The organism is Pseudorhodoplanes sp., assembly GCF_035565795.1.
Lineage (GTDB): Bacteria > Pseudomonadota > Alphaproteobacteria > Rhizobiales > Xanthobacteraceae > Pseudorhodoplanes.
Map to the genome: position 1 here is coordinate 17796 of NZ_DATMRV010000022.1, position 12474 is coordinate 30269.

11 protein-coding genes are annotated in these 12474 nt (G+C 64.5%); 10 read left to right on the forward strand and 1 reads right to left on the reverse strand.

What is annotated here, in order from left to right:
• Positions 1-37: 37 nt before the first annotated feature.
• The 5 genes from VNZ93_RS01900 (at position 38) to VNZ93_RS01920 (ending at position 7900) form a co-directional block, all read left to right on the forward strand.
• On the forward strand, positions 38-1273 hold the full coding sequence (locus VNZ93_RS01900) for an alpha-hydroxy acid oxidase (protein ID WP_325699266.1): 1236 nt from the start codon (positions 38-40) through the stop codon (positions 1271-1273).
• A 236-nt stretch (positions 1274-1509) separates the two neighbouring features.
• Positions 1510-2727: an MFS transporter gene (locus tag VNZ93_RS01905; RefSeq protein WP_325699269.1), complete on the forward strand. Its 1218-nt coding sequence runs from the start codon at positions 1510-1512 to the stop codon at positions 2725-2727.
• A 93-nt stretch (positions 2728-2820) separates the two neighbouring features.
• Entirely contained in the window at positions 2821-3807 is a 987-nt protein-coding gene (locus VNZ93_RS01910; protein WP_325699272.1) for a tripartite tricarboxylate transporter substrate binding protein, read from the forward strand.
• A 4-nt stretch (positions 3808-3811) separates the two neighbouring features.
• Positions 3812-5578, forward strand: a complete 1767-nt coding sequence (locus VNZ93_RS01915) for an adenine deaminase (RefSeq protein ID WP_325699275.1) — start codon at positions 3812-3814, stop codon at positions 5576-5578.
• A gap of 195 nt (positions 5579-5773) precedes the next feature.
• Entirely contained in the window at positions 5774-7900 is a 2127-nt protein-coding gene (locus tag VNZ93_RS01920) for a sodium-translocating pyrophosphatase (RefSeq protein ID WP_325699278.1), read from the forward strand.
• A 239-nt stretch (positions 7901-8139) separates the two neighbouring features.
• Here VNZ93_RS01920 and VNZ93_RS01925 read toward each other — a convergent pair whose 3' ends face one another.
• Positions 8140-8613: an outer membrane protein assembly factor BamE gene (locus VNZ93_RS01925; RefSeq protein WP_325699281.1), complete on the reverse strand. Its 474-nt coding sequence runs from the start codon at positions 8611-8613 to the stop codon at positions 8140-8142.
• Between the two features lie 82 nt (positions 8614-8695).
• Between VNZ93_RS01925 and VNZ93_RS01930 the strand changes: the two genes are divergently transcribed.
• The 5 genes from VNZ93_RS01930 (at position 8696) to VNZ93_RS01950 (ending at position 12400) form a co-directional block, all read left to right on the forward strand.
• On the forward strand, positions 8696-9229 hold the full coding sequence (locus VNZ93_RS01930) for a ubiquinol-cytochrome C chaperone family protein (protein ID WP_325699284.1): 534 nt from the start codon (positions 8696-8698) through the stop codon (positions 9227-9229).
• Between the two features lie 8 nt (positions 9230-9237).
• On the forward strand, positions 9238-9777 hold the full coding sequence (locus tag VNZ93_RS01935) for a DUF177 domain-containing protein (RefSeq protein ID WP_325699287.1): 540 nt from the start codon (positions 9238-9240) through the stop codon (positions 9775-9777).
• Positions 9778-9874: 97 nt separating this feature from the next.
• On the forward strand, positions 9875-10933 hold the full coding sequence (gene plsX / locus VNZ93_RS01940; RefSeq protein WP_325699290.1) for a phosphate acyltransferase PlsX: 1059 nt from the start codon (positions 9875-9877) through the stop codon (positions 10931-10933).
• Entirely contained in the window at positions 10927-11904 is a 978-nt protein-coding gene (locus tag VNZ93_RS01945; RefSeq protein ID WP_325699380.1) for a beta-ketoacyl-ACP synthase III, read from the forward strand. The genes plsX and VNZ93_RS01945 overlap by 7 nt, the downstream gene beginning before the upstream one ends.
• Before the next feature lie 166 nt (positions 11905-12070).
• Entirely contained in the window at positions 12071-12400 is a 330-nt protein-coding gene (locus tag VNZ93_RS01950) for an integration host factor subunit alpha (protein WP_325699293.1), read from the forward strand.
• Positions 12401-12474: the final 74 nt, after the last annotated feature.

Below are 12474 nucleotides of genomic sequence, written 5' to 3' on the forward strand. Positions count from 1 at the left end.
GTCACACGCGCGCTATAAGGAGCGCGGGGGAATCGAAATGCACGATCGCACCGATGCCAGGAAGCCAGCGACGCATTGGGGCGTCGCCGGAAATTCACGCGAGGCGCAGCTGCGCCGGCGCTATCCGACGGTCGAGGACCTGCGCAAGGCCGCGGAGCGGCGCATTCCCTCGCTTGGGTACGAGACTGTCGCAGGCGGCGCCGGACAATATCTCGGTGTGAAGCGCAATGCCGATGCGCTCGATGACATCGAGCTGGTGCCGCGCGTCGGCGCGGACAAGGGGCCAATCGCGACCGATACGACATTGTTCGGTCGGCATTACTCCGCTCCGATCGGCGTTGCTCCGATGGGTTTGCAGAGCGTGTTCTGGCCGGGCGCGGAGCGGCATCTGGCCCGCGCTGCGCAACGTGCACGCATTCCCTACACCGCCGGCGCCGTGAGCGGTCTTGCCCTGGAAGAAGCCGCGAAGCTCGCGCCCGATGTGGTGTGGTTCCAACTCTATCGATTGCCGCGCGACGATCACCGGGTCGGTTTCGATCTCGTGCGGCGCGCGCAGGAGGCGGGCGTCCACGTGCTCGTGATGACCGTCGACACGCCGGGCCGCGCCAAGCGGCCGGGCGAGTTGCGCAACGGCCTGACGCTTCCGTTCCGTCCGACGCTCAAAACGATCATGCAGGCCGCCGTGTCACCACACTGGGTCGCGGCGCTGCTGCAGAACGGGCAGCCGAGCTTTCCCTGCTTCGCGCCCTATTGCGGGGACAATCCGAGCAAGAACGACATCGCCTGGTTCGCGCAGCGTGAGGTCGGCGGCGCCTTCACCTTCGAAGAGCTCAAGCGCTACCGCGATGTCTGGAAGGGCCCGATGGTGATCAAGGGCGTCATGCATCCGGCCGACGCGGAGAAGGCGGTCGCGATCGGTCTCGACGGTGTCCAGGTGTCCAACCATGGCGGGCGTCAGCTCGAGGCGGCGCCGGCCGCGATCGACATGCTTCCGGCGGTTGTCCGCGCGGTGGGGAGCAAGGCGACCGTGCTGTTCGACGGCGGCGTGCGCTCGGGGCTCGATGCCCTACGGGCGGTCGCGCTCGGCGCGGACGCTGCGCTGGCGGGCAGGGCATTCCTCTACGGCGTCGGTGCCGCCGGGGCCGATGGCGCCAATTACGTGACCGATATGCTGATCGAGGAGATTTCTGTTGCGATGCGGCAGATGGGAACCCCCGATACTGCGGCTTTAAGGGCGCTCCCGATCCGGCATCCCGGCGCATGGCAGTTCTGACCTGACTTTTCCAGGCTGGTTTACATTCAACCGACCGGATATGTAGGCGTCGCCCTAGTGGAGCGGATTTGACATTCGCTACATGCCCAGCCGCGAGCTTCGCGATGCGAATGTCAAATCCAAAGCTCCACTAGAATCCAATACTTGCTAGTGGTCCTTTGATTCTAACATTCGCAAAAAGCACCCGCCGAGAAGGGATGCGAATGTTAGAATCGGACCACTAGCCGGGGAATCCCATGTCGGTTGTTGCTGACGGATCGCATCATCTGATCGACGACACGCTCGCGCGCCGAAATGCGATTGTGCTGTCGATCGCGCAGGCGATGGCCGGCGGTAACAACACGGTGCTGCTTGCGACCGGCGCGATCACGGGCGCGATGCTGGCGCCGGAGAAGGTTCTCGCGACCGTGCCGATCACCGTCTACGTGATCGGCATGTGGCTCGGAACGCTGCCGGTCGGCGCGCTCGCGCGCCGGTATGGCCGCCGCACGGCCTTTCAGATCGGGACCGTGTGCGGTGTGCTGACCGGACTGATCTGCTGCGTCGGCGTGCTGTATGGCTCATTCGCTCTCTTCAATGTCGGGGCGTTCTTCTCCGGGCTCTATGCCGCGGCGCATCAGGCCTATCGCTTTGCCGCGGCCGACACCGCGAGCGATGCGTTCCGGCCGAAAGCAATTTCGTGGGTGCTGATCGGCGGCGTGTTCGCTGCGATCGTCGGCCCGCAGGTCGTGATCGCGACCAAGGACATGATGCCGCCCTATCTGTTCGCCGCGACCTATCTGGCGCAGGCGGCGATTGCCGTGCTGGCCGGAATTATCCTGATGTTCCTGAAAATTCCGATGCCGTCAGCGGCCGCGCGCGCCAATGCCGGACGTCCGCTATCAGAAATCGTGCGGCAGCCGAAATTCATCGTGGCCGTCGCGTGCGGGATCGCGAGCTATTCGATGATGAACATGGTGATGACGGCAGCCCCGCTCGCCATGATCGAATGCAATCACACGGTCACGCACGCGGCGCTCGGACTGCAATGGCACGTGCTCGGGATGTTCGTGCCGAGCTTCTTCACCGGCACGCTGATCGCGCGCTTCGGCGTTGAACGGGTGATCGCAGCCGGCTTCGTGACGCTGCTCATCAGTGCCGCGATCAGCATATCCGGCGTCACGCTGTGGCACTTCTGGGTCGGCCTTGTGCTGCTTGGCGTCGGCTGGAATTTCGGTTTCATCGGCGCAACGACGCTGGTGACACAGACCCATCGCCCGGAAGAGCGGACGCGGGTTCAGAGCTTCAATGACTTCCTGGTGTTCGGATCGATGGCGATCGGCTCCTTCGGCTCTGGCAAGGTGCTCGCCCAGTTCGGCTGGGCTGCGGTGAACGAGATCGTGTTCCCCGTGGTGCTGACCGCGGCACTGATGCTGGGTTGGCTGGTGCTGCGTCAGCGGCGCAGTCTCGCCTAGGGCGGCTGCAACTTCCGGGTGCTCTTGCGGGACGGCGTGTGGCGGCGCAATCTGCCGTCAACGCTGCCGGGCCGTCGTCAAGAGAGCATGTCTATGCACAAATTTGCCCGCTTCACCGCCGTACTCGCCACGTCGTTCGCAGTCAGTCTGGCTGCCCAGACGGCGCAGGCGCAGACCTATCCATCGAAGCCGATCACGCTGATCGTGCCCTATGCGGCGGGCGGCAGCGTCGACGCCGTGGCGCGGCTGATCTCGGATCGTCTCGCGGCGAAGCTCGGCGGCAATATCGTGATCGAGAATGTCTCCGGGGCGGGCGGCGTGATCGGCACCCAGCGCGCAGCGCGTGCGGAGCCGGACGGCTACACGCTGCTGTTCTCGGTCGAGAGCACGATGGTGATCGCGAAGCTCGTGTCGCCATCGATCGTTCAATACGATGCGGCGAAGGACTTCGCACCGATCTCGATGGTCGGGTCCTCGCCGCTGGTGCTGCTCGGGCGCAAGGACTTCCCGGCGAACAATATCGCCGAGCTGATGAAGCTCCTGAAGGAGAACCCCGGCAAATACAATTACGCCACGTCCGGCGTCGGCACCTCGCTCCACGTCGCGGGCGAGATGATCAATGCCGAAGGCAAGGTCAAGATGGTGCACGTGCCCTACAAGACCGGCGCGCAGATCCCGACCGACCTGATGGGCAACAATATCGATCTCGCCGTGCTGCCGCTGGTCATGGCGATGCAGAACGTGAAGGCCGGCAACATCAAGGCCTTTGGCATCACCGAGCCGAAGCGGTTCGAGTTGACACCCGATGTGCCGAGCCTTGCCGAACATCCCGATCTGAAGAATGTGTCAGTCACGGTGTGGTACGGCCTGTTTGCGCCCGCCAAGACCGATCCTGCGATCGTCGAAAAGCTGCACCGGGCGCTTGCGGATGTGGTGATGGAGCCGGGCGTCGTCGAAAAGCTCAAGGCGTCGAACCTGATCCCGGTCGGCAATTCGCCGAAGGAATTTGCCGATTTCCTCAAGGCCGAGAACGAGAAGTTTTCCGCGCTCGTGAAGGCGGCCAACATCAAGGCCGAGTAAGCCCGTGCTGGAATCGATCCCGTTCGCGGTCCGCAGACGCGCGATCGCGGCTGCACAGGGCAGGGAGCCGTTCGACCTGCTGCTGCGTGGCGCGCGCGTCGCGGACGTTGCGACCCTGGAGATCCGCGAGGCCGATATCGGCATTGTCGGTCCGATGATCGCCAGCGTGCATGCGCCGGGCGCCTTTTCCGACGCGACCGTGACGCACGATCTCAACGGGCTGCTCGTTACGCCGGGATTCATCGACGCGCATGTGCACGTGGAGTCCTCCCACATGCTTCCGCATCGATATGCGGAAGTGGTGGTGCCGCAGGGCACCACCACGATCTTCTGGGACCCGCACGAACTCGCCAACGTGCTGGGACTCGACGGCATCCGCTACGCGATCGAGGCAACGCGCAATCTGCCTCTGCGCTTCATCGTGCAGGCGTCGTCCTGCGTTCCGGCCGCGCCCGGACTGGAGATATCGGGCGCCGATTTCAGGTCGGACGAGATCCGCGAACTGATGTCCTGGCCGGACGTTGCGGGACTTGCCGAAGTGATGGACATGCGGGCGGTGCTGGAAGCGCAGCCGCGCATGATGGGCATCCTCGAGGCGGCCAACGCGTCGGGCAAGATCATCGAAGGGCATGCGCGCGGTCTGACCGGACCGGGGCTGATGGCCTACCTTGCGGCCGGCATCTCTGCTGATCACGAGATCACCTCGGGCGCCGATGCGCTGGAGAAACTGCGCGCCGGCTTCACGGTCGAGATCCGCGGCTCGCACGATTATCTGCTCCCCGACGTCGTGGCCGCGATCAACACGCTGCCGGTCATCCCGACCAGCCTGACGGTCTGCACCGATGACGTGTTTCCGGATTACCTCGTCGAGTTCGGCGGCATCAACGACGTGCTGCGTCGGCTGATCCGCTACGGCATGGACCCGCTGCAGGCGATCCGCTGCGCGACGATCAACAACGCGATCCGCCTGCGGCGCGACGATCTCGGTCTCGTTGCCGCCGGGCGGCGTGCCGATCTCGTCGTGCTGTCCGACCTGAACGAGGTGAGGGTGGAGGCGGTCTATACCGGGGGCCGCCATGTCGCGCAGGGCGGCCGGATGATCGTGCCGACGACCGAGACGAAGCCGCCACTCGACAACACCATGCGGGTCGGGCCGCTGACCTCCGACGATTTCCGCATCCGGATACCGGGCGTCACTAACGGGCGCGCGCTGATCCAGACCATCAAGGGCGCCCGCTTCAACGCCTGGAGCGAGATCGAGGTCGAGGTCCGCGACGGCTTTGCGGTGGTGCCAGAGGACCTGAGCGTGATGGCGATCGTGCACCGGCACGGCCGCAACGATCCGAAGCCGCAACTGGCCATCATCGAAGGCTGGGACCGCTGGCGCGGGGCGTTCGCGACCTCCTACTCGCACGACTCGCACAACCTGATCCTGTACGGCCACAACCCGGCGGAACTCGCGCTGGCTGCGAATACGGTGATCGGCATGCAGGGGGGGATCGTCGTGGTGAAGGATGGAGCGGTGGTCGCTCAACTCGCCTATCCGGTCGCAGGGATGCTCTCGCTCGGCGATCCGGCCGAAGTCGCCGCCGCCCACAAGCGAATCGTCAAGGCGGCCGGCGAGATCTGCACGTGGCAGCCGCCTTATCGAACCTTCAAGGCGCTGAGCGGCCAGTCGCTTGCCTGCAATCCCGGTCCGCACCTCACCGACCTTGGGCTGACCGACGGAACCACGAAGGAAATCCGGCCCACCCTGATCCGCGCGATGTGAGTCCCGCATCGCGGTGAAACGGCCTGAAAAGCCTGCAAAAATCGTCGGGAATCCAGCCGTTTGCACGGTTGCTTTGCAATTTCGTTTTTGGCAATGTCCGCGCGATTTTGAGGCCGGGCGGAGGCGATTCCGCGCGCTCGGCCCCAAGCAGCGAGCCGGCTTCGTCCGGCTCCTTCCACATCATCGGGGACGTCAATGACAGCTTTGTGGGTGATTATCGCCTGCGGTTTGCTCGCCGTGATCTACGGCATCTGGGCCACCATGTCGGTCATGAAAGCGGATGCCGGCTCGGCGAAAATGCAGGAAATCGCCGCCGCCGTCCGTGAAGGCGCGCAGGCCTATCTGAAGCGCCAGTACACGACGATCGGCATGGTCGGTGCGGTGATCTTCGTAGTCGTCGGCCTGCTGCTCGGCTGGCTGGTCGCGATCGGCTTCCTGGTTGGCGCGGTTCTGTCCGGCGCGGCGGGCTTCATCGGCATGAACGTCTCCGTCCGTGCCAACGTTCGCACGGCGCAGGCGGCTGTTAAGTCGCTCGCCGGCGGACTTGAGATCGCCTTCAAGGCGGGCGCCATCACCGGCATGCTGGTGGCGGGTCTCGCGCTCCTTGGCGTGGCTGTCTACTACATGGTCCTGACCGGCCCGCTGGCCCTGTCTCCGAACAGCCGCACGGTGGTCGACGCACTTGTCGCTCTCGGCTTCGGTGCTTCGCTGATCTCGATCTTCGCCCGTCTCGGCGGCGGCATCTTCACCAAGGGCGCCGACGTGGGCGGTGACCTCGTGGGCAAGGTCGAAGCCGGCATTCCGGAGGACGATCCCCGCAACCCGGCGACCATCGCCGACAACGTCGGTGACAACGTCGGTGACTGCGCCGGCATGGCCGCCGACCTGTTCGAGACCTACGCGGTGACTGCGGTCGCCACCATGGTCCTTGCAGCGATCTTCTTCGCCGGTCAGCCCGCGCTGTCGTCGATGATGATCTATCCGCTCGCCATCGGTGCGGTGTGCATCATCACCTCCATTGCCGGCACCTTCTTCGTGAAGCTCGGCGCCAACCAGTCGATCATGGGTGCCCTCTACAAGGGCCTCGTCGCCACGGGCATCCTGTCGCTCGTCGGTATCGCGATCGTCACGCACCTGATGCTCGGCTTCAATACGACGTTCAAGACCGGCGGCGGCGTGACCTTCACCGGCATGACACTCTTCATCTGCGGAATCGTCGGCCTCGCGGTGACGGGCCTGATCATCTGGATCACCGAGTACTACACCGGCACCAACTTCCGGCCGGTGAAGTCGATCGCCGAAGCCTCGGTGACCGGCCACGGCACCAACGTGATCCAGGGTCTCGCCATCTCGATGGAAGCGACCGCCTTGCCGGCGCTCGTGATCATCGCCGGCATCCTGATCACCTACGGTCTTGCCGGCCTGTTCGGCATCGCGATCGCAACCACCACCATGCTGGCGCTGGCCGGCATGATCGTTGCGCTCGACGCCTTCGGTCCGGTCACCGACAACGCGGGCGGCATCGCCGAAATGTCGGGTCTGCCGAAGGAAGTCCGCAAGTCGACCGACGCGCTCGATGCTGTCGGCAACACCACCAAGGCCGTCACCAAGGGCTACGCGATCGGCTCTGCCGGTCTCGGCGCGCTGGTGCTGTTCGCGGCCTATAATGAAGATCTGAAGTACTTCATCGCCTCGAAGACTCCGTACTTCGTCGGTGTGAGCCCGGACTTCTCGCTGAACAACCCGTATGTCGTGGTCGGCCTGCTGTTCGGCGGCCTGCTGCCGTATCTGTTCGGTGCGATGGGCATGACCGCGGTCGGCCGCGCCGCGTCCTCGATCGTCGAGGAAGTGCGCCGGCAGTTCCGTGAGAAGCCGGGCATCATGCAGGGCAAGGACAAGCCGGATTACGGCCGCGCTGTCGACCTGCTGACCAAGGCTGCGATCAAGGAAATGATCATTCCGTCGCTGCTCCCGGTTCTGTCGCCGATCGTCGTTTACTTCGCGATCTACTTCATCGCGGGTGGCGGCGCGGCCGGCAAGTCGGCCGGCTTCTCGGCGGTCGGCGCAATGCTGCTCGGCGTGATCGTGACCGGCCTGTTCGTCGCGATCTCGATGACCTCGGGCGGCGGCGCGTGGGACAACGCCAAGAAGTACATCGAGGATGGCCACTTCGGCGGCAAGGGCTCGGAAGCCCACAAGGCGGCCGTGACCGGTGACACCGTCGGCGATCCGTACAAGGACACGGCCGGTCCTGCAGTGAACCCGATGATCAAGATCACGAACATCGTGGCGCTGCTGCTGCTCGCGATCCTCGCGCACTGACGATCGCGCGATCTCGAAACGGCAAGAGCCCCGCGCAAGCGGGGCTCTTTGCGTTTTGGGGGATGCCCGGCGCGGACGCGCAAGATCGCCAGCTGACGAAAGGGGCGCTCGATCTGTGCGCCACTGAAAGCCACACCGCCGCCGGTCGTGACGACGTCTGTTACCGACCTGCAGCTGTCGCCGACAGATCGTGGCCAGTCCGTTGACTGAGGAAGTCCGCTGAAGCCGTTCGGGACGGCTCAGTTCTGCATGCCGACGATCTTGAAGAGATACGTCAGGTACGACATCTCCGCGCCGCCCGTCGGGGTGGTCTTGCTGACGAAGTCGAACACCTTGCCGTCCTTGATGCCGTAATCGGCAAGACGGGATACCCGGCGCTCCTTGTCGAAATAGACCGCGATAACGCGCTGATCGACGACCTTCTGCGGCAGGAAGGCCGCCGCCTTCTGCCCGCGTTGCGAGATGTAATAGAAGACCTCACCCGTCACGGTTGCGACCGTCGAGGGCGTGCCCATCACGATCAGGACCTGCTCCTGGCTCGATCCCAGGGGGATTTGCTCGAGCGCGCCCTCGGGAACCACGTAGCCGCGCTGGAAGGTCTGTTCGGTCGCGCCGCATCCGGGCAGCGCGAGCGCGCAGGCCAATGCCAGCAGCGCTGCGCCGCTGGAACGGCGCAGTGAAGGCAGAATCCCGATACGGCTGCCGAGCGTCATGCCGGTTCGATTACCCCCCAAAGTCCGCGATTGCAACGCGGCCGCTCTGGCGATACCTGCCGACCGGACCTAGAACAGACCGATGCTGAACGTGTTTCGCCGAAAGCCCCAAGCCGCCACCATCGATGCGCTCTATGGCGCCATCGTGGCGCGAGCCCGCACGCCTGTCTTCTACCTCAGCCACGGAGTTGCCGACACGGTCAACGGCCGGCTGGATCTCATCATGCTGCATCTGGCGCTGGTGTTCGAGCGGCTGTCGCAAGGGGACGCCGCGGCACGGACGGTGGGGCAGGCGGTGTTCGACCGGTTCCTGCAGGACATGGACGACCACCTGCGCGAGGAGGGCGTCAGCGATCTGAAGGTTCCGAAGGACATGAAGCGCGTCGGCGCAGCTTTCTTCGGCCGGCACCGGGCCTATATCTCAGCCCTGAAGACGGGCGACCGGGAGGGCCTGCGAGGAGCGCTGCGCCGGAACGTGTTCCTGGATCAGGACGCGGCGGGGCTGGACGGGATGGTCGCCTATGTCGAGGCTGCGGCGCAGGCTCTGCAGCAGCAGGACATAGCCGGGATCGCTGCCGGCCGGATCGACTGGCCGGATCCCGCCGGCCGGATGTGAGGATTGCCATGACAGATCGCGATCAGCCCTGGACCGAGCGGGTGGCGCTGGCCGACGTGCCGGAGGAGGGCCTGCATGTGGCCATCGAGGCGAATGCCGAGGTGCGAGCGGCCCTTGCGCGCGTTGCCAACCTGCGTGATTTGCCGAGACTCGATGCGAGCTTCGACCTCCGGCGGAAGGGGCTGGGCCTTCATGTGGTGGGTGAGGTCAATGCGGTCGTGGGTCAGAATTGCGTCGTAACTCTTGAGCCTATCGACAAGAATCTCAATGAGGTCGTGGATCTGGTGTTCACGCCGGACACCGCGGCGACCCTCGGCGATGAAGACCGCGAGGCCTCGTTTGGAATAGCGGATGCTGAACCGCCGGAGCCCCTTGTCGGGGGCATTGTCGACCTCGGCGCGATCGCCACGGAGTATTTCCTGCTGGGGATCGATCCCTATCCCCGCAAGGAGGGTGCGGTTTTCGAGTCTGAAAGGGCTTCGGAGCCACCCGAAAGCCCGTTTGCCGCGCTCGCGGCGTTGCAAAAGCCTCCGCTGGGGAGGAAATAGCCCGATGGGTTGTATCCGCCGCATCAGTGGCTATGGTCCGCGCCCGCGCCGTATCCCCCATCTTCCTGTGATCCGAGGCCTCCGGTAAAGTCGGCTCATGCCAGAAAAGGTTCGCATCGCGCTCGATGCCATGGGAGGAGACCATGGTCCGGCCGTGGTCATTCCCGGCGCAGCGCTTGCGCAAAGTCGCCATCCCGACACCGAGTTCATCTTCTTCGGGGCGTCGTCCGCCATCGAGGGCGTGCTCGCGTCGTATCCGCAGCTGAAGGCGGTGTCGCGTGTGGTCCACGCCGATATCGCGATCAAGATGGACGACAAGCCGAGCCAGGCCCTGCGGTACGGCCGCGGCAAATCGTCGATGTGGCTTGCGATCGACGCGGTGAAAAACGGTCAGGCCGATGTCGCGGTCTCTGCCGGAAACACCGGCGCGCTGATGGCGATGGCGAAGATCAACCTGCGCACCATGGCGGGGATCGAGCGGCCGGCCATTGCCGCGATCTGGCCGACGCTGCGCGGCGAATCGGTGGTGCTGGACCTTGGCGCGAGTATCGGAGCCGATGCCCAGCATCTGATCGACATGGCCGTGATGGGCAGCGCGATGGCGCGCATCCTGCTGAATATCGACCGGCCGAGCGTCGGGCTCCTGAACATAGGAGTCGAGGAAATCAAGGGGTTGGATGAGGTGCGTGAGGCCGGTCAGATCCTGCGCGAGCGCGAGCTTCCGCATCTTCGGTATGCCGGCTTCGTCGAGGGCGACGACATCGGCAAGGGGACGGTCGACGTCGTCGTGACCGAAGGCTTTGCCGGCAACATCGCGCTCAAGGCGGCGGAGGGAACGGCGCGACAGATTGCCGGTTACCTGAAGGCCGCGATGCGCGAGACGATCTGGACGAGGATCGGTTACCTTTTCGCGCGCGGAGCCTTCCGAAAGCTTGCGGCCAAGATCGATCCCGGCCGCGCCAACGGCGGTGTTTTCGTCGGGCTGAACGGCATCGTCATCAAGAGCCACGGCGGCGCCGATGCAAACGGCTTCTCGGCGGCAGTCGATATCGGGTACCAGATGGTGCGCAACGATCTGAAGGCAAAGATCGGGCAGGCGCTCGTTCCTGAGGCGCGCGTAGTGGCCGACGCACCGGTGGCCGGAGCAATATCGTGACATTACGATCCGTGATTGTGGGGGCCGGCTGCTACATGCCGGAGCGTATCCTCACCAATGCCGAACTGGCGACCATGGTCGACACATCCGACGACTGGATCGTGCAGCGCACGGGCATCCGCGAGCGGCATATTGCGGCCGAAGGGGAGGTCACGTCCGACCTCGGTATCAAGGCGGCGCGTGCTGCACTCGCAGATGCGGGCATGACGCCCCAGGACATCGACCTGATCGTGTGCGCGACCTCGACGCCAGACAACACGTTTCCGGCGACGGCCACCACCATCCAGGCAGGGCTCGGCATCACCGGCGGATTCGCCTTCGATATCCAGGCGGTCTGCTCGGGTTTCGTCTACGGGCTCGGTACCGTTGACGGGATGCTGCGCACCGGCCTCGCCAAGCGCGCGCTGCTGATCGGCGCGGAAACGTTTTCCCGGATCCTCGACTGGACCGATCGCACCACCTGCGTGCTGTTCGGCGACGGGGCCGGCGCCGTGGTGATCGAGGCGCAGGAGCAGCCGGGAGCGATGACCGATCGCGGCATCCTCACGACACATCTGCGCTCCGACGGCCGGCACAAGACCAAGCTCTATGTCGACGGTGGACCGTCCTCGACCCAGACGGTCGGGCATCTGCGGATGGAGGGCAAGGAGGTCTTCAAGCACGCGGTCTCCATGATCACCGACGTGATCAAGGACGCGTTCAAGGCCACCGGCTATACCGCGCGCGACCTCGACTGGTTTGTGCCGCATCAGGCCAATCGTCGCATCATCGATGGATCGGTGATCAAGCTCGGACTCGATCCGGCCAAGGTGGTCATCACCGTGGACAAGCACGGCAACACCTCGGCTGCTTCGATTCCGCTCGCGTTGTGCGCCGGAATGGCCGACGGGCGCATAAAAAAGGGCGATCTGGTGATGTTCGAAGCCATGGGCGGCGGCTTCACCTGGGGCGCATCGCTGGTGCGGATGTAACTTCTTACCGGCACTGCGCGGGTAACGGCCTATCAATAATGTCCGGTTGAATGGCTGCGCGGTCGGCTAATGATGCGCTTGGCCGGTTTTCTTCGGTTGACCGTAGAGGAGTAAGTCCATATCGTCTTGTAAAATAAGAAGGATCGCCGGTTAGGGGCTGCGGGCGATGACGGCCAAAACAGTGACACGTGCGGATTTGTGTGAGGCGGTCTACCAGAAGGTGGGCCTGTCGCGCACGGAATCTGCCACCCTCGTTGAGCAGGTGCTCAAGGAGATCACCGATTGTCTGGAGCGCGGCGAAACTGTGAAGTTGTCGTCGTTCGGCTCCTTTGTGGTGCGCAAGAAGGGACAGCGTGTCGGCCGCAATCCCAAGACCGGCAAGGAAGTGCCGATCTCGCCTCGTCGGGTGATGGTGTTCAAGCCGTCGGCGATCCTCAAGCAGAAGATCAATGGCGGCAGCGGCCATGGCGTCGTTGACGACACCGACAGCCATTAACCACATCGGGCCCCCGAAGCGGGGACCGGTGATCGGATCGGCGTCTGACGGACAAACAGCAATCGGGGAGTGGC

Bases quoted from the DNA above. Each gene is read 5' to 3' on its own strand.
- VNZ93_RS01900 (WP_325699266.1), top strand. From the start codon at position 38: ATGCACGATCGCACCGATGCCAGGAAGCCAGCGACGCATTGGGGCGTC.
- VNZ93_RS01905 (WP_325699269.1), top strand. From the start codon at position 1,510: ATGTCGGTTGTTGCTGACGGATCGCATCATCTGATCGACGACACGCTC.
- VNZ93_RS01910 (WP_325699272.1), top strand. From the start codon at position 2,821: ATGCACAAATTTGCCCGCTTCACCGCCGTACTCGCCACGTCGTTCGCA.
- VNZ93_RS01920 (WP_325699278.1), top strand. From the start codon at position 5,774: ATGACAGCTTTGTGGGTGATTATCGCCTGCGGTTTGCTCGCCGTGATC.
- VNZ93_RS01925 (WP_325699281.1), bottom strand. From the start codon at position 8,613: ATGACGCTCGGCAGCCGTATCGGGATTCTGCCTTCACTGCGCCGTTCC.
- VNZ93_RS01930 (WP_325699284.1), top strand. From the start codon at position 8,696: ATGCTGAACGTGTTTCGCCGAAAGCCCCAAGCCGCCACCATCGATGCG.
- VNZ93_RS01935 (WP_325699287.1), top strand. From the start codon at position 9,238: ATGACAGATCGCGATCAGCCCTGGACCGAGCGGGTGGCGCTGGCCGAC.
- plsX (WP_325699290.1), top strand. From the start codon at position 9,875: ATGCCAGAAAAGGTTCGCATCGCGCTCGATGCCATGGGAGGAGACCAT.
- VNZ93_RS01950 (WP_325699293.1), top strand. From the start codon at position 12,071: ATGACGGCCAAAACAGTGACACGTGCGGATTTGTGTGAGGCGGTCTAC.